The sequence below is a fragment of the Rhodococcus sp. NPDC127593 genome (genome assembly GCF_042671975.1).
Lineage (GTDB): Bacteria > Actinomycetota > Actinomycetes > Mycobacteriales > Mycobacteriaceae > Rhodococcus_F.
Genome location: NZ_JBHXWI010000058.1, coordinates 1 through 24639, shown reverse-complemented (window position 1 = coordinate 24639; position 24639 = coordinate 1). Strand labels below are relative to the sequence as shown.

General features: G+C 63.9%; 23 protein-coding genes. All 23 read left to right on the top strand.

All coding sequences use genetic code 11. The features are described 5' to 3' along the window. The first annotated feature begins 28 nt into the window (after nucleotides 1-28). The 23 genes from ACFVJ3_RS38725 to ACFVJ3_RS38615 all read left to right on the top strand — a co-directional run bounded on the left by ACFVJ3_RS38725 (nucleotide 29) and on the right by ACFVJ3_RS38615 (nucleotide 24573). Nucleotides 29-856: a crotonase/enoyl-CoA hydratase family protein gene (locus ACFVJ3_RS38725; protein ID WP_378457095.1), complete on the top strand. Its 828-nt coding sequence runs from the start codon at nucleotides 29-31 to the stop codon at nucleotides 854-856. A gap of 47 nt (nucleotides 857-903) precedes the next feature. Continuing rightward, nucleotides 904-2073, top strand: coding sequence for an acyl-CoA dehydrogenase family protein (locus tag ACFVJ3_RS38720; RefSeq protein WP_378457094.1), 1170 nt, complete (start codon nucleotides 904-906; stop codon nucleotides 2071-2073). Nucleotides 2074-2083: 10 nt separating this feature from the next. Further along, nucleotides 2084-3220, top strand: a complete 1137-nt coding sequence (locus ACFVJ3_RS38715) for an acyl-CoA dehydrogenase family protein (RefSeq protein WP_378457093.1) — start codon at nucleotides 2084-2086, stop codon at nucleotides 3218-3220. 40 nt (nucleotides 3221-3260) lie between these two features. Beyond that, nucleotides 3261-3452 (top strand): hypothetical protein, encoded by a 192-nt coding sequence (locus tag ACFVJ3_RS38710; protein ID WP_378457092.1) that lies wholly within the window; start codon nucleotides 3261-3263, stop codon nucleotides 3450-3452. Beyond that, nucleotides 3449-3841: a hypothetical protein gene (locus ACFVJ3_RS38705; protein ID WP_378457091.1), complete on the top strand. Its 393-nt coding sequence runs from the start codon at nucleotides 3449-3451 to the stop codon at nucleotides 3839-3841. Before ACFVJ3_RS38710 ends, ACFVJ3_RS38705 begins: the two co-directional genes overlap by 4 nt. Before the next feature lie 1202 nt (nucleotides 3842-5043). Then, entirely contained in the window at nucleotides 5044-5850 is an 807-nt protein-coding gene (locus ACFVJ3_RS38700; RefSeq protein WP_378457090.1) for an enoyl-CoA hydratase, read from the top strand. Between the two features lie 120 nt (nucleotides 5851-5970). Beyond that, nucleotides 5971-6882, top strand: a complete 912-nt coding sequence (locus ACFVJ3_RS38695; protein WP_378457089.1) for a LysR family transcriptional regulator — start codon at nucleotides 5971-5973, stop codon at nucleotides 6880-6882. A gap of 192 nt (nucleotides 6883-7074) precedes the next feature. Beyond that, on the top strand, nucleotides 7075-7857 hold the full coding sequence (locus ACFVJ3_RS38690; protein WP_378457088.1) for an ABC transporter ATP-binding protein: 783 nt from the start codon (nucleotides 7075-7077) through the stop codon (nucleotides 7855-7857). A 269-nt stretch (nucleotides 7858-8126) separates the two neighbouring features. Beyond that, nucleotides 8127-8714 (top strand): ABC transporter permease, encoded by a 588-nt coding sequence (locus ACFVJ3_RS38685; RefSeq protein ID WP_378457087.1) that lies wholly within the window; start codon nucleotides 8127-8129, stop codon nucleotides 8712-8714. Between the two features lie 217 nt (nucleotides 8715-8931). After that, on the top strand, nucleotides 8932-9978 hold the full coding sequence (locus ACFVJ3_RS38680) for an ABC transporter substrate-binding protein (protein ID WP_378457086.1): 1047 nt from the start codon (nucleotides 8932-8934) through the stop codon (nucleotides 9976-9978). A gap of 707 nt (nucleotides 9979-10685) precedes the next feature. Continuing rightward, complete coding sequence (locus ACFVJ3_RS38675; protein WP_378457085.1) at nucleotides 10686-11297, top strand: TetR/AcrR family transcriptional regulator; 612 nt, start codon at nucleotides 10686-10688, stop codon at nucleotides 11295-11297. Then, nucleotides 11297-12136, top strand: a complete 840-nt coding sequence (locus ACFVJ3_RS38670; RefSeq protein ID WP_378457084.1) for an amidohydrolase family protein — start codon at nucleotides 11297-11299, stop codon at nucleotides 12134-12136. Before ACFVJ3_RS38675 ends, ACFVJ3_RS38670 begins: the two co-directional genes overlap by 1 nt. A 449-nt stretch (nucleotides 12137-12585) precedes the next feature. Next, complete coding sequence (locus ACFVJ3_RS38665) at nucleotides 12586-12945, top strand: Zn-ribbon domain-containing OB-fold protein (RefSeq protein ID WP_378457083.1); 360 nt, start codon at nucleotides 12586-12588, stop codon at nucleotides 12943-12945. Next, on the top strand, nucleotides 12942-14099 hold the full coding sequence (locus ACFVJ3_RS38660) for an acetyl-CoA acetyltransferase (protein WP_378457082.1): 1158 nt from the start codon (nucleotides 12942-12944) through the stop codon (nucleotides 14097-14099). Before ACFVJ3_RS38665 ends, ACFVJ3_RS38660 begins: the two co-directional genes overlap by 4 nt. Nucleotides 14100-14114: 15 nt before the next feature. After that, nucleotides 14115-14828, top strand: a complete 714-nt coding sequence (locus ACFVJ3_RS38655; protein WP_378457081.1) for a 3-oxoacid CoA-transferase subunit A — start codon at nucleotides 14115-14117, stop codon at nucleotides 14826-14828. Between the two features lie 3 nt (nucleotides 14829-14831). Continuing rightward, nucleotides 14832-15497, top strand: coding sequence for a 3-oxoacid CoA-transferase subunit B (locus tag ACFVJ3_RS38650; protein ID WP_378457080.1), 666 nt, complete (start codon nucleotides 14832-14834; stop codon nucleotides 15495-15497). 8 nt (nucleotides 15498-15505) lie between these two features. Further along, entirely contained in the window at nucleotides 15506-16705 is a 1200-nt protein-coding gene (locus ACFVJ3_RS38645; protein ID WP_378457079.1) for an acyl-CoA dehydrogenase family protein, read from the top strand. Between the two features lie 52 nt (nucleotides 16706-16757). Continuing rightward, the gene (locus ACFVJ3_RS38640) at nucleotides 16758-17858 is read left to right on the top strand and encodes an acyl-CoA dehydrogenase family protein (RefSeq protein WP_378457078.1); all 1101 of its coding nucleotides are present in this window, start codon (nucleotides 16758-16760) and stop codon (nucleotides 17856-17858) included. Nucleotides 17859-17914: 56 nt separating this feature from the next. Next, entirely contained in the window at nucleotides 17915-20002 is a 2088-nt protein-coding gene (locus tag ACFVJ3_RS38635; protein ID WP_378457077.1) for a 3-hydroxyacyl-CoA dehydrogenase NAD-binding domain-containing protein, read from the top strand. A gap of 31 nt (nucleotides 20003-20033) precedes the next feature. Beyond that, nucleotides 20034-21263 (top strand): CaiB/BaiF CoA transferase family protein, encoded by a 1230-nt coding sequence (locus ACFVJ3_RS38630; RefSeq protein ID WP_378457076.1) that lies wholly within the window; start codon nucleotides 20034-20036, stop codon nucleotides 21261-21263. A gap of 26 nt (nucleotides 21264-21289) precedes the next feature. Then, entirely contained in the window at nucleotides 21290-22081 is a 792-nt protein-coding gene (locus tag ACFVJ3_RS38625) for an enoyl-CoA hydratase (RefSeq protein ID WP_378457075.1), read from the top strand. Beyond that, nucleotides 22078-23439: an MFS transporter gene (locus tag ACFVJ3_RS38620; RefSeq protein WP_378457074.1), complete on the top strand. Its 1362-nt coding sequence runs from the start codon at nucleotides 22078-22080 to the stop codon at nucleotides 23437-23439. Before ACFVJ3_RS38625 ends, ACFVJ3_RS38620 begins: the two co-directional genes overlap by 4 nt. A 771-nt stretch (nucleotides 23440-24210) precedes the next feature. Beyond that, entirely contained in the window at nucleotides 24211-24573 is a 363-nt protein-coding gene (locus tag ACFVJ3_RS38615) for a MaoC/PaaZ C-terminal domain-containing protein (RefSeq protein WP_378457073.1), read from the top strand. The last annotated feature ends 66 nt before the right edge of the window (nucleotides 24574-24639 follow it).

Below are 24639 nucleotides of genomic sequence, written 5' to 3'. Positions count from 1 at the left end.
CCCCGATTCATCGAAGGAAGGCAGCACCATGTCCAGCACCGAAGCCGCGGCGATCACCGAACTCGCCCTGCCGGCCGATGACCGGGTCGTCACCCGCCACCAGGTCGGTCACGTCTACCTCATCGGCCTCAACCGGGTGCCCAAGCGCAACGCGTTCGACCTCGAGATGCGCGCCGAACTCGCGCTCGCATACGGCGAAATGGAGCGCGGCGACGATATCCGGGTCGGGGTGTTCTATGCCCACGGCGAGCACTTCACCGGCGGACTGGACATGGCCAAGGTCGGCAACGCACTGCGGGAAGGGCGCGGCGGAATCCCCGAGGGCGGCGTCGATCCTCGCCAGCTCACCGGAATCCAGAGGCGCAAGCCGGTGGTCAGCGCGACCCAGGGCTGGTGCATGACCTTGGGCATCGAGCTGCTGCTGGCCACCGACATCCGGGTTGCGGCCGAGGACGCCAAGTTCTCCCAGATGGAGATCAGCCGCGGCATCTACCCGTTCGGCGGGGCCACCATCCGATTCCCCCGCGAGGTCGGTTGGGGTAACGCCATGCGGTACATGCTCACCGCCGAACCGTTCGGCGCCGCGGAGGCATTGCGGATGGGCCTGGTCCAGGAGGTGGTCCCGGTCGGACGCCAACTGGCGCGCGCCTACGAGATCGCACAGCTCATCGCCGCGCAAGCCCCTCTCGGTGTCTCGACCACGCTGACCGCCGCCCGCCGGGCCGAACGCGACGGTGAACGGATCGCCGCCGAACAACTGGTGCCGGACATGCTGCGACTGCTCGACACCGAGGACGGCGCCGAAGGGGTCGCCTCCTTCCTGGCGCGCCGCCCGGCCGAATTCACCGGACGCTGACACCACATGAACCCCTCCACACTCCCGCAGGCAGGACAACCAGCCCGATGACTCTGGCACTTTCCGACGACGACACCACCTTCCGCCACCAGCTGCGGCAGTTCTTCCGCACCAAGATTCCCGCGGACATTCGTCAGCGGGTCGCCGACTTCGAAGAACCCGGCCGCGACGACCTGGTCACCGTGCAACGCATCCTCAACCGCAACGGTCTGGCCGTCCCGCACTGGCCGACCGAGTGGGGCGGCCGCGACTGGACGCCTATGCAGCTGACCATGTGGCGCAACGAGCTACAACTGGCGGGCGTGCCCGAACCGTTGGCCTTCAACACCAACATGGTCGGACCGGTCATCGCCCAGTTCGGCTCCCAGGAACAGAAGGAGCGGTTCCTGCCGGCAACGGCGAACCTCGACATCTGGTGGGCGCAGGGATTCTCCGAACCCGACGCCGGCTCCGACCTCGCCTCGCTCAAGACCCGCGCGGTCCGCGACGGCGACCACTACATCGTCACCGGCCAGAAGATCTGGACCACATTGGCGCAGTACGCCGACTGGATCTTCGCCCTGGTCCGCACCGATCCCAACGCCAAGAAGCAGAAGGGCATCTCCTTCCTGCTCATCGACCGGACCTCACCGGGGGTAACCGTCCGGCCGATCGAACTGATCGACGGCAGCTGTGAGGTCAACGAGATCTTCTTCGACGAGGTCCGGGTCCCGGCGACGGGCCTCGTGGGCGAGGAAAACGCCGGCTGGGACTACGCGAAATTCCTCCTCGGGCTCGAACGCACCGGAGTGGCGAAAGTCGGCTTCAGCAAACTCAAACTGTCCCAGGCCAAGGCGCACGCCGCCGCCGTGCCCGTCGGGGGCGGGGTTCTGCTCGACGACCCGCTGTTCGCGGCCAAGGTCGCCGAGCTCGAGAACGAACTGCTGGCACTCGAAATCGTGCAGGCCAAGGTCGCCCTCGATTCCGGCTCCGGCCGACCCAACCCGGTGTCCTCCCTGCTCAAACTCCGTGGCTCGGAGCTGCAGCAGGCGAGCACGGAGCTGCTCATGGACGCGGCCGGGGTCGAATCCCTGCCCGTCGACGCCCGCTCCACGCATCCCACACCGGGATCGGCACGAGCGGTCCCGGCCTACCTGAACCTGCGCAAATCCACCATCTACAGCGGCTCGAGCGAAGTCCAGCGCTCCATCATCGCGCGCTCGATCCTCGGACTGTGAGGCACAGACCATGAACACTGCACCGACCGACGAACAACAACTGTTCGCCGCCACGGTCAAGGACCTGCTCGCCCGCCGCTACACCACCGAATACCGGCACGGGCTCACGGCTTCCGAACTCGGGTGGAGCCGTGAAATGTGGCGCACCTTCGCCGAGGTCGGGCTGCTCGCGGTGACCATCGACGAGGAACACGGGGGCCTCGGCGCCGGACCGGCCGCGGTCGCGGCGGTCATGACCGAGATCGGCCGCGGCCTGGCCCTCGAACCACTGACCGACACCGTTCTCGTTCCGGCGCAGCTGATCGCCGACACCGGGTCAGCGGCGCAGTGCGCGCAGATACTGCCCGCTGTCGCCACCGGGGCGCTGCTGCTGGCCTTCGCGCACCTCGAGCCGGGCGGTAGCTGGTCCTGCCCGGCGGTCAGCACGAAGGCCGAACGCGACGGCGACCAATACCTCGTGCACGGCACGAAGAACGTGGTGCTGCGCGGAGACTGCGCCGACCGGCTGATCGTCAGCGCGGTCACCCCCGAGGACGGCGACCGACTGGGGCTGTTCCTGGTCGACGCCACCGCCGACGGGCTCACACGCGAGCCCTACACCACCTACGACGGACTGCGCGGCGCGCAGCTCACCCTGACCCGCACCCCCGCCGAACGGCTGGGTGCCACCGACACCGACACCGACACCGCCATCCGGCGCGCCGTCACCGGCGGACAACTCGCCGTCTGCGCGGAGGCGGTCGGCATCATGGATGAGGCGTTGGCGCTGACCGTCGAATACCTCAAGACCCGCAAGCAATTCGGTGTGCCACTCGCCAGTTTTCAGGCACTCGCACATCGGGCCGCGGACCTGTACGTCGCGGTCGAAATGGCCCGCGGGATGTGCGACTACGCGACCGCCAAATTCGCCGACGGCGACGCCGACGAGATCCTCGCATCCCGTCTCAAACTGCAGATCGGTCGCTCCGCCCGCCGCATCGGTCAAGAGGCCATTCAAATGCACGGCGGAATCGGAATGACCGCCGAACACGCCATCGGCCAGTACGTCCGTCGGCTCCTGGCCATCGAGCACACCTTCGGTAGCACCGACGAACACCTGAGACTGCTCGCCGCCGGGATCCGCGATCACGACCTGATCGAGCTGTAACACCACCACCCAGCGGGGACGACCCGCCGGCGGACACCGCGTGCGGTCCCTCGAGACCGATCCCACCGTCGTCGAACGGGCCACCTCCTACGCGAGGGACGTCCTCGGAAAGAGGACGATCCACACCAAAGACCAGGCCGGATTCGTGGTCAACGCGCTGCTCGTCCCCTACCTGTGTGCGGCTGTTCGTAGCTCGAAAGAAGAGGCGGGGCCCGGTGTAGGACCGAGATGAGGTCCGACACCGGATACGGCCATGGGAGCGCCCGCGACCACCGGTCGGGGCTGGCCGGGCAGGAGACCGGCCCGGTCTGTTCCGGTCACGATCGGACGACTCCGCCGTCGACGGGAATCACCGTTCCGGTGATGTATGAACTGGCCCAGCTGGCGAGGAACACGGCTATCGGAGGCGATATCGTCCGCCCATCCGATGCGCTGCAGCGGAATATGTTGTGCGGCCGTATCTCTCCGGCGGAAAGGATTTCCTTGGTCATCTTGAAACTCGAAAAGTCCCGGCGCGATCGCGTTGACGAGGACGTCAGGGGCGAACGCGCCGGCGAGTTGCCGGTCAGCATGCGCACCGCCAGTTTGCTAGCACTGTTGGAGAAGTGTTTGATCCGGTAGCGGGCGAGCGTATTCCGTCGACGCTGCCGGTGTTGATCACGCGGGAGGGGTCGCCGGGAGGCGGATGCCTGCTTCAACAAGCAGAAAGGCCTCCGTCATCATGAAGGGGCCCTTGACATTGACGGCGAGAACCTTCTCCCAGGCCGATTGGAAAAGGACTCGAACAGCGCTCCTCAGTAAGTTAGACGCCGAACTCTGCCCCGAAGGACGGATCGGTGATCGTGCCGTGCACCGATCGGCTGTACGGACTTTACGTAGCCCTGGGCGGAGAAATCGTCCTTCTGTTGGGAGGTGTGGGCATCAATTAGTGATGCGCGAATTAGCATCGCCGAGTTGCCAGGAAAACCCGATCCACATTGACCGCGCGTCGTTTGTGCATCGTAAGCGTCATGATCCCTTGTTGTGCGGTGCATTCCGGTTCGTCATGACATGAATGGGTCGAGTCTGGAACTATGTTCTGGCAGAAACTACGGTAAATATTTGTCCTAAAACTGCACGTCCGGGCAATCTCCGATGTCGATGGTCACGTGTCCGACCCGAACGTCGTGAACGTTCGCGGAATCTCGTTGCGCTCAAGGCGAGCGCGGCGTTGTGGCGACGCCGGATCGTTCGCAAAGAGTGCGGGGATGCCTCGACGCGAGGCGACCAACCAGGTGGCCGCTGGCCATTTCGAGGCCGCGGCTATACCGAGAGGCTGTGCATCTTACGATCTGCGTGGCGGATTCACGTCATTCTGGAGAGCACCATCCCTGTGCCCGCGCGCTTACCAAAGACAAAGCGTGCGATCTGCCGTCGATGACATCGGCGTCGCCTCGCCACCAGCTACGATCCTCCCACCATTCCGTACCACACCAATTGGCCTCGCGGAGAGGGATTGTGACCCAGCTGCGTTCGACAGGCACGAAGGCCCTCTTCACGATTCTGTGATCGCTAACGGTGCCGTCGTGTCTCTAGAATCGCTGTGTCCGCTGCCGCGCAGGTCCACCGACTCCGCGTTGCGGTGTCTGCGTGACTCCTGAGCATTCGGCGCCGTCCTGATGGTTTTTGTCCGCAGCAGGCTCTGTCGGAGGAGGTACCAGTCGCGCCGGCCCCGGCTACTCGGCGACTACCGATGCGATTCCCGCCAGCTCGACACACCCACGGGGTGAGATCCGCGGACCCTCCGCCACGAGCAACCGACCGACAGAGAAGGACATTTGAAGATGACCCTCGGCACGACCACCAGCACCGAGACTTTGCACCGCGTCGGCCGCCACGCCACCATCGCACACCCACGGCCAGGCGTCGCCGTCGTGACGCTCGTCGATTCCAAGTCGATGAACATCTTGGGTTCGGCCCCCATCACCGACCTCACCGAAGCCGTCCAGCAGGTGGCCGCCGAGCCTGATCTGCGTGTCCTGGTCCTGCGAGGCGACGGCGACCGTGCCTTTCTCGGTGGTGGAGATATCTTCGAGATGGCGCAGCTGGAGCGAGACTCGGCCGAGGCCTTCATCACCCGTCTGAAAGGACTGTGCGACGCCCTGCAGCAATCACCGGTACCGGTGATTGCACGCTTATCCGGATGGTGCCTTGGCGGTGGACTCGAGGTCGCTATGGCATGTGACCTGCGCATCGCTGAGCGCGGCGCTCAATTCGGGATGCCGGAAGTCGCAGTCGGTATTCCATCTGTGATCCACTCCGCGCTGATGCCGGGGCTCATCGGCTGGTCACGGGCGAGCTACCTATTGCTCACCGGAGAAAATATCGACGCAGCGACCGCACTCGAGTGGGGGCTCGTGCAAGAAGTCGTTGAACCCGTCCATCTCGACGAGCGCATCGAGACGCTGGTGGAACGGTTCCTTTCCTTCGGTCCCAGTGTGGTCCGACAACAAAAGGCCTTGTTGTCCAAATGGTCCTCGATGACAACACGAGCCGCCATCGAGGACAGTGTGCAGCAATTCGGGCTTGCCTTCCTCACCGGGGAACCTCAGCACCATATGGGTCGTTTCGTTGCCGAAAAGCGAGGCTGAAGCTTTCGTCACTCAGTCCTCGCAGGCCCGTGGTGGTCTACCGCGGGTTTACGTTTTTGGTATGTTCAACCGCCGACATCGAGGGCGGCGGTATGCCAGAAACGGACGACGGGTAGAGCTGTGTCATACGAGCTGACGGACCTCAGGGTCTTCCAGGCCATCGCCAACAGCGGGAACTTGTCGGCGGCCGCCGCCGACCTGTACCTGAGCCCGTCAGCAACCAGCTACAGGCTCAAAAACCTCGAGCACGCGCTCGGCACCCCGCTGTTCACCCGCGTCGCGAAGGGTATGGAGCTCACACCCGCTGGCGAGGTTCTCCTTCATCACGTCAACGACCTGCTGTCGTCCATCGAGTCGATGGACAGCGATGTCTCCCGGTTCGCGTCAGGACTGCGGGGAAATATACGTCTCGTCGCCAACAGCAGCTCGTTGCACGGCTTCCTCATCCCGAGTCTCGGCAGGTTCCTGCTAGCCAACCCGGGCATCAACATCGACCTCATCGAGCGAGCCAGCGACGCCATTCCGGCCGCGGTCGCCTCACAGGAGTTCGACGTGGGGGTGATGGCCGGAGTGGCGGAATCATCATCGGTCGAAAGTCGCGCCTACGCCACCGATGAATTGGTCATCGTGACGCCTATCGGTCATTCGCTGGCCCCGTCCGGATCAATCAATTTCGAGCAAGCACTCGACTACCACTTCGTGTGTCTTAGCCGGTCGAGCAGTAACTTCAAGTTCCTGTCCGAGGCTTCACAGCGTACGGGCCGCAAGTTGTTGACGAGATTGCACGTGCCGACCTTCGACGCCGTCTTCTCGTTGGTCGCGGCCGGTATTGGGATCGCGATGGTTCCGCGTAGTGTCGTCCGCTCGTCCGGCGAGCGTGGGCGGGTTGAGGTTGTTGCCATGCGCGAGGCCTGGGCGTCCCGTCAGCTCACGCTGGTGACCCGCCGCGACGAAAAGATGGCCCCGTTAATCAGGTCCTTTGCGCTATCTCTCCTCGACGACCGCTCGCTGAGGAGCGACGAGCAGCGCTGATCACTTCCGAGGCTGTAACGGGTCGGGGCTGGCGGACAGGGATTTTCGTCGGCACCCGGGGTGTCGTGATCTTCGAACCCTGCCTTCGAATTACTGCGATGGATTCCCATGCCGGTTCCTTCATAGGGTGGCGTAGGCCACATCGAGTGGCTCGTCCGCTCAGCGGGCGCACCGCAGACGAAGGGAACCACCGTGGCGCGGGCGATCGAAATCAGCAAGGTCACCAAGACCTATGGCCAAGGACGCGGTAAAACCGTACAAGCTTTGGCCCAGACCGACTTGAAGCTGCGGGCGGGGGAGTTTTTCAGTCTCGTCGGTCCGAGTGGGTGCGGCAAGTCGACCCTGCTGAACATCCTTGCCGGCCTCCTCGAACCGTCGAGTGGCACGGTCACCATCGGCGACGCTGTTGTACGCAAACCGAACCCGGCAACCAGCGTCGTATTTCAGCGGGCATCGCTTCTTCGCTGGCTCACGGTCCACGAGAATGTCTGCCTGCCGTCGAAGATCAATGGGCGGCTCGACCGCGCAGCGCTCGAGCGGGCCGAGCACTATCTCGAGATGGCTGGCCTGGCGGGCGTCGCGAAGCGCTACCCTACGGAACTGTCGGGAGGTATGCAGCAGCGTGCTTCGATTGTTCGCGCCCTGGTCTCGGACCCCGACGTACTCCTGATGGACGAGCCGTTCAGCGCTCTGGACGAGTTCACCCGGGAGACTCTGCAGGATGAGCTGCTCAGGCTGTGGATGGACCGCCCCAAGACGGTCGTGTTCATCACCCACCACATCGCCGAGGCGATCTACCTCTCCGACCGGGTAGGAGTGATGACCACCCAGCCAGGGGCGCTGAGTGCCGTTGTCGACGTGCCGTTCGCTCGCCCGCGCACCCCCTCACTGCGCACCGACTCCGACTTCTACGCCCTCACCGGCGAAATTCGTCACCTGATCGACCAAACGCCCGCTGTGGCGAAGGGAGCTTGACCGTGACCGCCCTCACCGAACGACCCGCCGTGAAACCGGCGACCCCACCGGCACCGACGTTGCGGACCAAAGCCGGCTCGATGAGCCGCAACGCATCTCGGCGTGTGGGACTTCCAGTGCTCTTCCTCGTACTGCTGGTCACAGCGTGGTGGGCCGCGGCCGACTCTGGGAGCGTCTCACCGCTTTTGCTGCCCGCCCCCGGAGACGTAGTCTCTGCACTGAATCATGGCCTTCTCGGAGGACTCTGGTGGGGTCATATCCAAATCACGATGTACGAGATGGTGATGGGTTTCGTCATCGGGACCGTCGCGGGTCTGGTGATCGGAGCGATCTTCGCGTTCCTCAAGCCACTCTACGAAGCCGTCTACCCCTTCGTTATCGCCCTGCAGAGTTTCCCGAAGGTCGCGATCGCCCCCCTCCTCGTCGTCGCCCTGGGTTACGGCGCCGCGCCGAAGATCGTTGTGGCGGCACTCCTCGCCTATTTCCCGGTGATGACGGCAGCAATTGCGGGCTTTACCGCACTCGACCCCGACGAGCACAACTTGATGAAGTCGATCGGTGCGAGGAAGTGGCAGGAAATGCGTTACTTGCGACTGCCCAACGCCATGTCCTACATCTTTCCCTCGCTCGACGTGGCGATCGTCTTCGCTCTGCTGGGCGCGGTCGCGGCCGAGCTCGTAGGTGCTCAAGAGGGGCTTGGCTACTTGTTGGTCGAACGGCAGGGCTACGGCGACTCGGCCTCGATGTTCGCCGCCCTGATCCTGTTGGCGATTATGGGAGTCGCGCTGCGCGCCGTCGTGCAGGTCGTCAGGCGATTGCTGCCACGAAGCATCGTCCCACCCGCCCGTGACGCGTAAGCCGAGCCCACATTCGACCGCGACTGGATCCAGCTCAGACACCTGATTTGTCCATTCGTTCCGCCCCTCACCTCACTCGTCCTCGTTGACCGGCTTGTCCGGCGAACCGACCCTCGCTGCTCGCACCGCGGCACGCTCTTCTAAAGGAGAACTCATGTCCCCGACCCATCAGCCACCGAGAAGGCGGTTCCGGTTTCCTGCCGTCATCGCCCTCGTGATGGCGTCCGCGCTTATGAGCGCGGCCTGTGGTAGCTCCTCGTCGGGGTCCACCGACGACGCGCTCGTCTTCAACGTCGGCTCTGCGGTCTCAACAGTTGTCATGTCCCCCTATACTGTTGTGCCGCAGGTTAATGGCTACTGGAAGGATGCGGGAGTCGATGTCGAGGTGCAAAACGCCAACGGCTCGACGGCAGCGCTGCAGCTGCTGTTGTCCGGTCGTGCTGACATCGTAATTTCCGGCACGGACACCACGTACTCCACGGCGGCACAGAACAAGGACTTGCGGGTCGTTTCCCTGATTCCGGGCAACGTGTGGCGCATCGGTGTCCCCGAGAGCTCGTCGATTTCGGGCGTTGAGCAGCTGCGTGGAAAGACAATCGGTGTCATCTCGCTCACCTCAGGTTCCTACACCTACGGCCGTTCCATCGTGCGTGCCGCCGGCCTCAATCCGGACTCCGACGTCTCGTGGCTGCCCATCGGGACGGGAACCCAGGCCGCCGAAGCCATCGATTCCGGTCGCGTACAGGCATTCTCGGCCTACGACGGTCCCCTCGACCTGGTGAGCGCCGTAACACAGGAAAAGTTGCGCGCGCTGCCGTCCGCCCTCGACGACATCGCAGGGTCAATGGGCTATGTCACGACCAAGAAGGTCCTCGAAACTCGGCGCGACGACATCGAGGCCTTTTTGAAGGGCAGCTATCAGGGCATGGAATTCTCTCTCGCGAACCCCGACGCGGCCATTCAGATCTACTGGGAGCAGTTCCCCGACCAGAAGCCGGCCGGCATGGCGCAGGCAGACGCAGTGGCCGAAGCCAAGCACAGTGTCACTAATGCTTGGGCGAATCGGTTCGGTGTGGGTGACGACGGCATGCGGGGCTATCTCACCGATGAGAATGTGGAGGAAGCCGCGAACTTCTTCACGAAGTACCAGATCACCGAGGGCGAGGTGCCCTACAAGGAGGTCGTGGACCTCGATCTGAACAAGACCGCCAACACGTTTGACGCCGAGCAGGTGAAGGCCGCGGCAACCGCCTGGAAACCGTAAGGACAGGTTGTATCACCGCAGTCCCACCAGAACACCTCTGCGCTGTCGCAGAAACAACGGGAGGCCCTGGCATCGGGCCGAGGCCTCCCGTAGCGGTGCGGTCGGCCGACACCGGGTGGGTGGGTGGGCCGGTGTCGGCGCAGTTGTCCATGCTCGTTCGCACTTGAGGTGCTTCCCGTGGGGTCTATGAGTCGCTCCAGGCCGCCACGGGCACGGGCACGGGCACGGGCACGGGCAGCGTCCCTCTCGCGCCCTCGAGCTCACCGGGGCCTGGAAACGATAGGCCGGTTGACAAACAGAGACCATCTCTAGAGACTTTCTCTAACGGTGTTGAGCGATGGGATTACTGTGACTGGTGTTCGAGTTACGACAGGTGGGCAAGTGCAAGTGTTGACGGCCGATGACACAGCGTGCCTTCACTACCCGAGTTCTGAGGTGGAGTGGCTGCCCGTCGGCACGACCTCCTGGCCGGGGCCCGGTATGAGCCCGCGCACCAATCGATTCTGCCGGCGAGACCACCACCTCGCGCGCACACACAAACATCTGCAGGCGAGTCCGCGACCCACCCGTCGAGCAACGAGCCGCGGTGGCGACGTACCTCTTGCCGATGACGTGAGGCTTCGACGAGATCTGACGGCTCCGCCCGCATGGGACGGCGGTACAGCGCATGAGTCTTCCCGCCACGCTACGCCGCCCCCGCTCCGATCATGACGACCAATTCCACTCGTAGCCGACTGCTGGCCACCGCGCGAGAACTTCTCGCGCGGGGCGGCTCGCCGAGTGTCGGTCTGACCGAACTGAGCAAAGCGAGCGGTGTCAGCAACGGAAGTATCTACCACCACTTCGGCTCCAAAGACGGTGTACTCGCGGCCGTGCTGATCGATGCTGTCTCGATATACCAGCAGGAGGCGAAAGCCCTTCTCGATCAGCATCGCGATGATCTCGAGGCGGCGGTGGGAGCTATCGTCCGGCACAGATTGTTCTGGGCTCGCAGCAACGCGCCACTGGCGAGACTTCTGCTAGAGGAACGCGAGTTTGTCGTGGCACCTGCGTGGCGTGATCAACTCAAAGCTCTCAACGACGAGTTCCGGGCGCATTCACGACAGTGGTTGGATCACCAAACTGCCCTCGGAAACCTTCCAGCCATACCGATCAGCTTGGCGCATCCGATCGTCTTTGCCCCCGCCGAAGAGATTGCGCGGCTGTGGCTTCGAGGTCAGCTGGAGGGCGATCCGATCGAGTTTGCGGCCCCCCTTGCCGATGCCGCAGTCGCGGGCCTGCGCTCCATGGCATCTCACTCGAACAGAACGGATCAATGATGACCATTGATGTGTGGATGCAGCACCCGACTCTGCGGTTTCTCCGCCACGACATGTTCGAGTCTCTGCGTCGATGGACCGGTCAGATCGTTCCCGAGGAGGAACTGCCGATCGACTTGACCGTGGCAGCGATGCGGGACGGAAAGGTCGATTTCGGGCTCCTCAGCGCCTGGCACGCACCGAAGGAAGGTGCCTTGATCAGTAACGATGAAGTTGCGCGCTGGGTGAACGAGCACCCGAATCGGTTCGCCGGCCTCGCGGCAGTGGATTTACACACACCGATCGCCGCGGTGCGTGAACTACGTCGCTGCGTCGACGAACTCGGGTTCGTGGGCCTGCGCGTCGTTCCCTGGCTCTGGGAACTCGCGCCCACCGACCGCTTGTATTACCCGCTGTACGCAGAGTGCGTCAACCTGGGCATTCCCTTCTGCACCCAGGTTGGGCACACCGGCCCGTTGCGGCCTTCGGAAACTGGCCGACCTATTCCCTACATCGATCAGATCGCCCTCGACTTCCCCGAACTCGTGATCGTGTGCGGGCATATCGGTTACCCCTGGACGGAAGAGATGATTGCGGTCGCCCGTAAGCATCCCAACGTGTACATCGACACCTCCGCATATACCAGTAAGCGTCTCCCCCCTGAACTGGTCAAATTCATGAGCACACGGACGGGAAGCCGGAAGGTACTTTTCGGCACCAATTATCCGATGATTAACCACAAGCACGCACTCGCGGATCTCGCCGGCCTCGACTTCGACGAGGAGACAACCGCACGGTATTTACACGGCAACGCCGCAGAAGTGTTCAAACTAGGAGTTAGCCCGAATTCCCGGAGTTGATTCGCCGGAACATTCCGGAACTCCGCGACTTTAATTTCGGGTGATCACTGCTCACCTCACTCTGATGAGGCAGAGGCTGCTTACCGCCGGCGGCCAGAGGCGCGCTGGACGCGTTGACCCCCGCACGGTCGGGTTGCGGCGCGGCGCGTCGGCGAACCGCAGGATGCGACGCCCGGTTCTTCCCTGTTCACCGCGGTCAAGCCTGGCCCCGTAGCCCTTGCTCCTGCCTGCATTCCCGGGGCAACGGTCAGCCGTAGTCCGTCACACACGCCGCCTCCAGCCTGCCGAGTGGCCTTTGGTCACATCGAACGGGGCGTTCGATTTTCTTTGATCGCTTTTACCCAACCACCGTTCTATGGTGAGACAAGCCACTATGACGTGGGCCATATCGACCGGGTTGGACATAACGTACAATGAGTGTTTTGCAATCGGCTAATTGCACTGATGCAATGGACGAATTCTACTTCGACCAACTATCGCGTGGTCGGTTCCAAATTCCGCAATGTAATAACTGCCAGCGGTTTCATTTCTATCCCCGCGTCAGCTGCCCATTCTGTCATTCGTTTGCACTTCGCTGGGTTGACGCGTCCGGCCGCGGCGTCGTGTATTCCACCACGGTGGTGCGCAAGAACAATGGACCCGACCACAACGTTGCACTGATCGATCTCGCAGAGGGTCCGCGGATGATGAGTCGCGTGACCGGTATCGACCCGAGCGACGTGCGGATCGGCTTGTCCGTCGAGGCCGAGATCGAACAGGACCGAGAACGGTCGATCGTTGTTTTCCGTCCGGAGGTGGCGCGAGCATGAGCGCACGGACAGAGGGCATTTCGATCCTCGGTACCGGTCAGGCCGGTCTCGGGCATGCCGGTGGGCGCAGTGAGCAGGAGATCATTGCGCAGGCCGCGGGGAAGGCTGTCGCGGCGAGTGGACTGGAGTGGGCGGATATCGATGGTCTCGTGACATCGAGCCTGACGTCCCCGTGGTGGGTGATGCGGATGGCCGAGTATCTGGGTATTCGACCCCGGTTTTCCGATACCACGATGTTCGGCGGGTCTTCCTTCATCGCCGATATCAAGACCGCGAAGCTCGCGATCGAAGCGGGTGACTGCGAGAATGTTCTGATCTGCTACGGGGCTACCCCGCGTTCGGCGCCCAGTTCCACCGCGATCAACGATATGCGGGCGGCACTGGATCCCCAGCCGTACGAGCAGGTGTACAAGCCTTTCAACCCGGCATCGAGCTATGCCCTCGCCGCCGCCCGTCACATGCACGAGTTCGGGACGACACGCGAGCAGCTGGCCGCGGTAGCGGTGGCCGCGCGCAAGTGGGCGCAGCTCAATCCGGACGCCTTCTCGCGGGACGAGCTGACGATCGACGATGTTCTCGGCTCGAAGATGATCTCCGACCCGATAACGGTCCGCGACTGCTGTTTGGTGACCGACGGGGCCGGCGCCTTCGTCGTCACGAGCGCCGACCGCGCCGAAAAGCTGCATACGAAACCGATCCACGTTCTCGGTACCGGACACGCACATTGGCATCGGCAGATCTCGTGCATGGAGAACCTCACCGTCACACCCGCCGTCGAATCGGGGTCGCGGGCGTTCGCGGAGTCCGGCCTGCGCCCCGATGAGATCGATGTGGTCGAACTCTACGACGCATTCACCATCAATCCGATTCTGTTCCTGGAAGATCTGGGATTCTGCGCGAAAGGTGAGGGCGGAGAGTTCGTTTCGGACGGGCGAATCGAACCGGGCGGAGACTTCCCGCTGAACACCAACGGCGGGGGACTCTCCTTCGGTCATCCCGGAATGTATTCGATCTTCTTGGTCATCGAGGCGGTCGCGCAACTGCGTGGCGAGTCCGGTGACGCGCAGGTGTCCGACGCCGAGACAGCACTGGTTCACGGTAACGGTGGGGTCCTGTCCAGTCAGGCCACCGCGATTTTGTCCGCCACACGTTAGAAGGAGGTGCATCGGATGCAGAACAAGATTGTCGCCTCGGCTGCCGAGGCGGTCCAGGACATCAGCGATGGGTCCACCATCCTGATCAGCGGCTTCGGCCTGTCCGGGCAACCGTCGGAACTTATCGACGCCGTTGCCGAGCAGGGCGCCGGGGACCTCACCGTGGTCTGCAACAACGGCGGAAGTTACGACCAGGGTTTGGCGCGGCTCATCAAACTCGGGCGAGTGAGCAAACTCCTCGCCTCATTCCCACGCGGTGACGCCTCGTACGCATTCGAGGAAGCGTACGCAGCGGGACGCATCGAATACGAGTGCATTCCCCAGGGAACCCTAGCGGAGCGGTTACGCGCCGCCGGCGCAGGATTGGGCGGATTCTTCACTCCCACCGGTTACGGCACGACGCTCGCCGACGGCAAGGAGACCCGCATCATCGGCGGGCGGGGACACGTCTTCGAATTGCCGCTACCTGGCGATTTCGCCCTCGTCGGGGCGGACAGGGGGGACCGGTGGGGCAATTTGACGTATCGGAAGGCCGGTCGAAACTTCGGGCCGGTGATGTGTATGGCCGCCACGACCGCGATCGTGCAAGTCCGGGAGACCGTCGAACTCGGTGCGCTCGATCCCGAGCACGTGGTCACCCCGGGAATCTTCGTCCAACGGGTGGTCGCCATTCCGGAGCACTCCCCCGCGAGTGCCACTGTTTCGACGGTCCACAACGGCAGAAGGTAAGTCATGAGTACCCAGGTAGTTTCGAGGCGAAGTCACACGGACATGGCACGGGCCGTGGCGGAGGACATTCCCGCGGGATCGTACGTGAATCTCGGTATCGGGCTTCCCGTCACCGTGGTCGATCACTGGACCCCCGACCAGGAAATCGTCGTCCACAGCGAGAACGGGATTCTCGGCATGCGGTCCTTGGCGGACGGTGAAGAACCCGATCCGGACATTGTGAATGCGGCGAAACGGCCGGTGCAGTTGGTCACCGGCGGGAGTTACTTCCACCACGCGGACTCCTTCGCGATCATGCGCGGCGGACACCTCGACTACAGCGTGCTCGGCGCCTACGAAGTCTCTGCCACCGGCGATCTCGCGAACTGGTCCTTGGCAGACCCGACACGAGCCGACGCCGTCGGCGGTGCAATGGATCTTGCAGTGGGCGCGAAACGCGTCTACGTGCTGATGGATCACACCACCCGCGACGGCCGGCCACGGCTCGTCGAGACCTGCTCGCTTCCCCTGACCGGAGCCGGTGTCGTCACCCGCATCTACACCGACCTGGCGACCATCGACGTCACCCCCACCGGCTTCTGTGTCGTCGACCTGGTTTCCGGTGTGACTGAACCCGACGTACAGGACCGAACCGGCGCACCGCTGCGGTTCGACACGCACCGGAGCTGAGGACCACGATGCCGGACGATCTGACGCACGAGGAGTTCCGCGCGCAGGTGCGGGGCTTCCTCGCCACCGCACTCCCCCGCCACCTGAGCGACAAGGTTCTCGGGCACATCCCCCTCGAGCCGGACGACATCCTCGAGTGGCAGCGCATCCTGCGTGGGCGAGGGTGGATCGCCCCCAACTGGCCGCTCGAGTACGGCGGCACAGGCTGGTCGGCGGAACAGCAATACATTTTCGATGAGGAATGCTGTGTCGCGGGCGCACCCGAAACCCTTCCCTTTGGTCTGCGCATGGTGGCCCCGGTCCTGTTCACCTACGGCACCGAGACGCAGAAGGAACGCTACCTTCCGCGCATTCTCGACAGCGACGATTGGTGGTGCCAGGGCTTCTCCGAACCTGATTCGGGTTCGGACCTGGCATCACTGCGCACCCGCGCCGAACTGTCCCCGGATGGGTCCGCGTTCGTCGTCAACGGCCAGAAGACCTGGACTACGTATGCACAACACGCGAACATGATGTTCTGCCTGGTGCGCACCGATCCCCAAGCCCCCCGGCCGCAGCTGGGAATCTCGTTTCTGATCATCGACATGACCACACCGGGCATCACGGTCTCGCCGATTCGCACACTCGACGGCGGACAGGAGATCAACGACGTCTTCTTCGACAACGTCCACGTGCCGATCGACAACCTCGTCGGTCAGCTCCACGGCGGATGGAACTGTGCGAAACTCCTGCTCGACCACGAGCGGCTCGGTGCCGCGCGAGTCGGGCGGTCCCGGCGCGAACTCAACTTCCTCACCCGCGTCGCAGCCCAAAGAACAGTCGGCGGCATTCCTCTCGCCGCGCGGCCGGACGTCGCCGAACGCATCGCGAACCTCGAGATCGAGCTGCTCGCCCTCGAACAGACGAGCAGACGCCTGGGCGCGACGATGCGTGCCGGGAAAGGCCACGGCGCCGAGGCCTCCATCCTCAAATATCTCGGCACCTCCCTCGTGCTCCGCATCCTCGAACTCGACATCGAATTAGCCGGTCCCCACACGTTGCCCGTGCGGGAGAGATCCTCGAGCGACACGCAACTGGACAGCATTGCCGGCCCGAGGTGGGTGGACCCCTTGGCCCGGTTCCACCTCAACTTCCGCAAGATCGCAATCTACGGCGGCTCGAGCGAGATTCAGAAAAACATCATCGCCCAGAAGGCATTTCGCCTCTGAACCGGCACCCCCACACAACTCCACCGCGCCAGAGACATGTCAGGAGAACATCATGGTGGGTAACCACGACGACCACGCAGCGTTCGCCGACGCAGTCGAGGTGTACCTCGCGCGCACGCACGATTTTCGCGCGCCGGCCCCTCCGGATCATTGGGCCGCCTTCGCCGAGATGGGGCTCCTCGGCCTCACTCTCCCCGAGGAATACGGCGGCCTGGCAATGGAGCCGTCGGCGACCCACGCCATCATGGAGACCTTCGGCCGGCGCCTGGTCACGCTTCCCTACGTCACCACCCTCCTGTGCGGGCACATCATCGAATTCACCGCAGACGACATCCAACGGAAAGCCCTGCTGCCGCCCCTGGTCAGCGGGCAACGTACCTTCGCCCTCGCCCACGACGAACCACACACCCAGCACGACGTCGCCGATGTCACCACCACGGCGCACCGTCGGGGAGATGCCTGGGTTCTCACGGGAACCAAATGCGTCGTCGTCGACGGCGACGCCGACAGCTACCTGGTGACCGCCCGCACGTCCGGCGACAATCCCTCGACCGAGGGCATCTCGTTGTTCGTTGTCGACCGCGAGCATCCGGGATTGGTGGCATCGCACTACCCCACCATCGACGGCGGCCGCGGCGCCGACCTGCGCTTCGACTCCACGGAACTGTCACCCGACGCCGCGTTGGGACCGATCGGCGACGTCCACGAAGAATTGAGCGGAGCGCGCGATCTGGCCACTGCCGCGCTCTGCTCCGAATCGGTCGGCATCATGGCCGCGATCGTCGAGGACAGCGTCGCTTACGCGAAGAGCCGTCACCAATTCGGGCGCCCCATCGGAAGCTTTCAAGCCATCCAGCACCGATTGGTCGACCTTCTCCTCACCCTCGAGCAGGCCCGATCGCTCGCAGCGCACGCGTTCGCCACCCTCGGAGCCGGAAGCGACCGTCTCACCGCCGAGAAGGCCGTGTCCGCCGCAAAAGTCACGTGCATCGACGCGGCACGCCTGATCGGTCTCGACTCCGTGCAACTGCACGGCGGAGTAGGGATGACCGACGAACTTCGGCTGGGCCATTACATCAAACGACTACTGGCGATCGAACACACTCTCGGCGACCGGCACTACCACCTCCATCGGTACATGACCTCGGCCTGATCGGGCTCACCCGCCCACCCGCGCCGCCCTCCCAGTCGAAAGAAGACCTCCGCAGAATGAACACCGCTTCGACCACCGAAAAGGCCTCACACTACGACACCCGGGCGGGCGTCGCCCTCATCCACCTCGACAACCCGCCGGTGAACGCGCTCAGCCACCATCTCCGTGCCGCTCTCGCCGAATCACTCACTCGGGCAGGACAAGACCCCGACGTACGCACCATCGTGCTGCTCGGTGCCGGCCCCAACTTCTGTGGCGGCGCCGACGTCCGGCAGTTCAACACCGAGGCCGCCACCGCCGACCCGATGCTCGCCGCGCTCATCGCGCAGATCGAGGCCAGCACGAAACCCGTCGTCGCCGCCATCGAGGGCGTCGCACTCGGCGGCGGACTCGAACTCGCCCTCGGCTGCCACCACCGGATTGTCACCGCGACGGCATCGCTCGGGCTGACCGAGGTCACGCTCGGTTTGGTGCCGGGTGGCGGTGGAACTCAGCGGCTGCCGCGTCTGATCGGCACCGCCCCCGCGTTGGAGATGATCCAGCACGGGACGCGGGTCAGCGGAGTCGACGCGGTGAAGCTCGGCCTCGCCGACGCCGTGTTCGACGCAGACCCGGTCGCCGCGGTCCTCGAGCAGGTCGCGGCGGCCGGAGACACACTGACCCGAAACAGCGACGAATCCGTGGTCGACTTCGCCGCGCGGCATGCGTCGGTCAACAACAAGAGCCGCAATGCGATCGCGCAGCACGCCGCTATCGATTGTGTCGAAGCGTCCACACGCCTTCCGTTGCCGGAGGGCCTGCGCTACGAACGTGCGCGGTTCGACGCGCTGGTGGTCAGTCCCGAATCTGCTGCGCTGCGCCATCTCTTCTTCGCCGAACGGCAGGCTCCGAAAGTCGCCGACCTGCCCGCCGATACTCCGATCCGGCCCGTCGCCGAGGCCGCGGTACTCGGCGCGGGAACCATGGGCGGCGGAATCGCGATGGCCTTCGCCGCGGCGGGAATTCCGGTAACCCTCTACGAACGGGAGCACACAGCACTCGACCGCGGAATCGACCGCATCCGCTCCAACTACGAGATTTCCGCGGACAAAGGCAAGATCACCGCCGCTGAGGTCGAGACGAGGCTCTCGCTCATCCGCCCGAGTCTGACCCTGAGCGATCTGGCGCGCGCGGATCTGGTCATCGAAGCGGTCTTCGAGGATATGGACGTGAAGAAGGAGGTCTTCCGCAGCCTTGACACTGTGTGCAAACCCGGAGCGATCCTCGCCTCCAACACCTCACGCCTGTCGATCGACGACATCGCCGCCGTCACCAGCCGGCCCCAGGACGTCATCGGACTGCACTTCTTCAGCCCGGCACATGTGATGCGCCTGCTCGAGATCGTCCGCGGCGACGCCACCTCCCCGGAAACGCTGGTCAGTTGCGTCAGGGCGGCCCAGCGCATCGGGAAAGTCCCCGTGGTCGTCAAGGTGGGCGAGGGTTTCGTCGGCAACCGCATGCTCACCCCGTACTGGCGCGAAGCCAACTTCCTGCTCGAGGAAGGCGCGACACCGCAGCAGGTCGACCACGCTCTCGTGCGCTTCGGCATGGCCATGGGTCCACACAACGTGGCCGATCTCGCCGGCCTCGACATCAACTGGGCCACCCGCAAGCGGCTGGCCCCGACCCGGCCGAGCCATCTGCGGTACTGCAAGATTCCCGATCTCATTTGCGAGCGTGGACGTTTCGGGCAGAAGACCGGGGCCGGTTACTACCGGTACGAGGACGGCAGCCGAATCCCCCGACCCGACCCGGTCGTCGACGAGATCGTTGTCGAATGCGCGCGTGAGGCGGGCATCGAACGTCGTCCCATTTCCGACGACGAGATCGTCGAGCGGTGTGTACTCGCGCTCGTCAACGAAGGCGCTCGAATTCTCGACGACGGCATCGCGCAGCGCGCCTCGGACATCGACGTCGTCTATGTCTCCGGCTACGGGTTCCCCGCCTGGCGCGGCGGCCCGATGCACTACGCCGAAACTCTGGGTCTCGACCACGTTCTCGCGAAGATCCGCGCACTGCACGCCGAGCACGGTGAGCATTGGACCCCCGCGCCGCTGCTCGAGCGACTGGTCGCCGCCGGCGAGACGACCTTCCTGACACCCTGACCGCAGCGATCGATCAGAACGGACACGCATCATGCTGGAATCAGCACTGAAGGGACTGAAGGTCCTCGACCTCTCTCGCATCCTGGCCGGGCCGTGGTGCACGCAGAATCTCTCCGACCTGGGCGCGGACGTCATCAAGGTCGAGAACCCGCAGAACGGCGACGACACCCGTGGGTGGGGGCCGCCCTATCTCGGGGATCGGGCGGGCGCACACTTCTCCGCGTACTTCATCGCCTGCAACCGAGGAAAACGCTCCATTGCGATCGACTTCCGCACCACGACGGGAGCCGAGCTGATCCGCCGCCTTGTCGCCGACGCCGATGTCGTCGTGGAAAACTATCGATCCGGCACGCTCGAACGCCACGGTCTCGGTTACCACAACCTCCGCGCGATCAACCCGCGCATCATCCACCTCTCGATCACGGGATTCGGACCGACCGGGCCGATGGCCGGCAAACCGGGATACGACTACGTCTTCCAAGGCGTGGGCGGAATGATGAGCTACACCGGCCAGCCGGACGGAACACCCGGCGACGGGCCCCTGCGCACCGGTGTCTCGGTCGTCGACCTGATGACCGGCATGTACGCCACCTCTGCCGTGCTCGCCGCCCTGTTCCAGCGCGCCCAAACCAACGAGGGACAGCACATCGACATCACCCTGCTCGATGTCGCCGTGGCCCTCAACGCCAACCAGGGATCCAACTTTCTCGTCTCCCGCCAGTCTCCGCAGCGGATCGGCAACGCCCATGCGAACCTCGCTCCGTATGAGGTCTTTCCCTGCTCTGATGGGCACCTCATCCTGGCGATCGGCAACGACACCCAGTTCGCGGCGTTCTGCACCCTCGCCGGCATCCCGCACGTCGCGGCCGACGAACGCTTCGTCACGAACTCGGACCGGCTCCGTCACCGCGAGGTCCTGACCGCACTTATCGCCGATCTGATGGTCACCCGGACTCGTAAATCCTGGGGCGCCGCACTCGACGACGCCGGCATTTCCTGGGGCCCCATCAACACCCTCGCGGATGTCTTCGCCGATCCCCAGGTCGTTCACCGGACGCTGGAAGTCTCGGCCGAACATCCCGTAGTCGGTGCCATTCCCATGGTCCGCAACCCCATGGTCGGCGCCGACGCAACCCACCGGTATGCACCGCCACCACTTCGCGGCGAGCACTACGCCGAAATTCTCAGCGAGATCGACATCGACCCACACGCAGTCGAGCAACTCCTCGAATCCGGCGTCGTCGGAACCCCGCAGCAGTAACCGCCGACGCTTCCAGAAAGTAGACGATGCCTCAATCCACCCGCCTCGAGCACGCCCTATCCGACATCACCGACGTCGGTGTCGCGACCCTCACCATCGTGAACGCGAAATCGCTCAACATCCTCGGCACACCGGTCATCGAAGACCTCATCGACGCGCTGACCGAACTCCGAAGCAACCCCGACATCCGCGTACTGGTGCTGCGCGGCACGGGCGACCGAGCATTCATCGGTGGAGCGGACATCTTCGAAATGTCCGACTTTGAACCAGATTCGGCCAAATGGTTTATCAGCACTCTGCGGCGGCTGTGCGACGCCCTTCGGCACTTTCCGGTTCCCGTCATCGCCCGCCTCGCCGGGTGGTGCCTCGGCGGCGGTCTCGAGGTCGCGTTGTCCTGCGACCTGCGCATTGGCTCCGCCGACTCGAACTACGGGATGCCCGAGGTCCATGTCGGGATACCGTCGGTGATCCACGCTGCCCTGTTACCCCGCCTGGTCGGCGGATCGCACGCCGCGTGGATGTTGCTGACCGGGAACAACATCGACGCGACGACAGCGCTGAGCTGGGGACTCCTTCACGAAGTAGCGGCCGAGGGTGAACTCGACGCCCGCATAGCACGCACCACTCACACGCTGGCCGGCCTGGGCCCCGAGGTCCTCCGACAGCAAAAGCGGCTCCTACGGGAGTGGGAAGAACTTCCCCTCACTCAGGCCATCGACGAAAGCGTAGACGCCTTCGGGCACGCGTTCTCGACCGGAGAACCGCGAAAATTCATGAATCAGTTCAAAAAAGATCGAAGCAAGGACGTTTCCCGATGAACACCATCCCCGAGGCGACACCAGCCGAGAACGAGACGCCGGAACCCGAACAGAACGAACGCATGGCGCGTCGCGCCGGGATCGGCGCCTTCGTCGGCACCACCGTCGAGATGTATGACTTCTACATCTTCAGCACCGCCGCAGCACTCGTCCTCGGAAAGCTGTTCTTCCCCTCCGAGTCACCCGGTGTCGCAACACTCGCAGCATTCGGAACCATCTGGGTGGGCTTCATCGCGCGGCCACTGGGCGGGATCATCTTCGGTCACCTCGGTGACCGGGTAGGCCGCAAGAAGGTCCTCGTCCTGTCCCTGATCCTCACCGGCATCGCCACCGCCGCCGTCGGATTCCTCCCCACCTACGCACAGATCGGCATCACGGCACCGATCTTGCTCATCCTCATTCGCTGCGTGCAGGGCGTCGCACTGGGCGGGGAGTGGGGTGGCGCCGTCCTCATCGCCACCGAGCACGCCCCCAAGGGGAAGAAGGTCCTCTACGGCGCGTTCGCGCAGCAAGGATCCCCCGCCGGAAATATCCTCTCCACCCTGGTGTTCCTCCTGCTCGCGATGCTCCCCGAGAGCTCCTTCGAGAGCTGGGGCTGGCGTATTCCGTTCATGTTCGCCGCACTGCTGGTGGGTATCGGCGTCGTCGTGCGGCTCAAGCTCGAAGAGTCACCGGAGATGAAGCGCCTGCTCGAAACCAGCAAGCCGGTCAAGCTGCCGCTCGTCGAGGTGCTGCGCTCGTCCCGGGCGCTCCTGGTTCTCGCGTTGTGTGCGAGCGCGATCGCCATGGCCGGCAACTTCATGATCACCGTGTTCACCCTGTCCTGGGCGACGACCGAAGGGTACTTCGACCGGTCGACCTTCTTGACCATGATCTTCATCTCACTGATCGTGCAGTTTATCGTCCAACCGCTCACCGCGATGCGGTCGCCGTACTGGCGCATGAGCCGCGCCATTCCCGCGATGCTGCTGCCGAAACTGATCACGCTGCCGCTGATGTTCGTGCTGATCCCCACCGGCAATTTCGGCCTCGCTCTGTTTGGAATCGTGGCCGCAACCATCCCGCATGCCATGTTCTACGCAACCCTTGCCGGTCTGCTCTCGCAGGTGTTCCCGGTGGAAACCCGGTACACCGGGATATCACTCGCCTACCAGACCGGAACCGCACTGTTCGCAGGCACGACACCGATCCTCTGCCAGTTCCTCTTCAACCAGACCGGGTCCGTTGTTTCCGTCGTCGGCCTGGGTGTGGTCTATACCCTCCTGTCCATCGTGGCATCGACAATCCTGCTGCGGCGCACCGCGGAATCGACATCGGATCCCCAAAAGCCGCTCACGGAAGAGGAGGCAACACAGTAGTCGTGAGCTACACCGGCGGGCCCGTCGTAGGACCGTTGGGGTCATCGGGGCGGTCGGACTCCCTAACGCCGATTTTCGCGGAGCGCTAATTGCCTGAACTTCGTGTCGCTCGGGAGGCACTCGTGGCATCGTGAGGGATTGAATGCGTTGCCTGGTAGGCGTTTCGCTGTGGGGCGGGTGATCACGGCGCGAACGTGATGAGGGCATCTCGCTGACTGGCAAAGCGAATCCCTGCTGGCCATTGCGAACGATTGCTGGCGGGGCCTATCAAGGAGGACACCCTCATGCCGTCACGAACTACTCTCCTGCCATTAAGGATTCTGGGACGCTCGGCCGCCGAGCTGGCGACACGCGGGCGCTGGTTCGGTGATCTCCGCGACCGGGGCACGGTTGACTGAGGTCATCGACCAGTGAGCGAATACCCAGCGCACCTGCTCGCCCGCCACGCCAAGCTGACCTACCCAACGTCCCAGTCCCATGGCTCGGCGCACGCACGGTCCGCTACGAATTCGAATGATCAGACCCAGCGAATGAGGGTGGACTCGCTGAGTGAAAATCGGCGCTAACACGTACTGAGTGGTGCGACCGTTCCCGGTGCCGAATTTGGCGTGGGTGGAGGAGGAAGCCGCCGCAACCTGCGGTCGCGGCGACGAGACCGATCGACCGCACCGACAGACCTGGTCTCTGCACAAGCACCATCGCGATACCCATCGCACTTGAACTCCCGATCTCCGTTCGTCGTCCACACCACCATCCGGAGAGGAATTTCTTATGGCACTCTTCGCTTCCGTCCGAGACCTTGAGGTTGCCATCGGATCGGACCTGGGAACGGGTAGCTGGTACTCCGTCGAACAGAGCGCCATCGATCAGTTCGCCGAAGCCACCGGTGATCGACAGTGGATACACGTCGATACCGAACGCGCGCAGCAGGGACCCTATGGCACCACGATTGCGCATGGCTACCTGTTGTTGTCTCTGCTTCCGACACTGACGTCCGGCTTCATCAGTTTCGACCGGCAACCGAAATTCCGGCTCAACTACGGTCAGAACCGCGTTCGGTTCGTCACCCCCGTGAAATCCGGAGCACGCATCCGCGCAAAGGCGACACTAAGGGCTTGTGATGAATTAATCTAGCTCGGTTCGGGCGTGTCGTCGGGTGCGGGGTGGAGTGTGTAGTTCCACTCGCCGTGGAACTCGTGG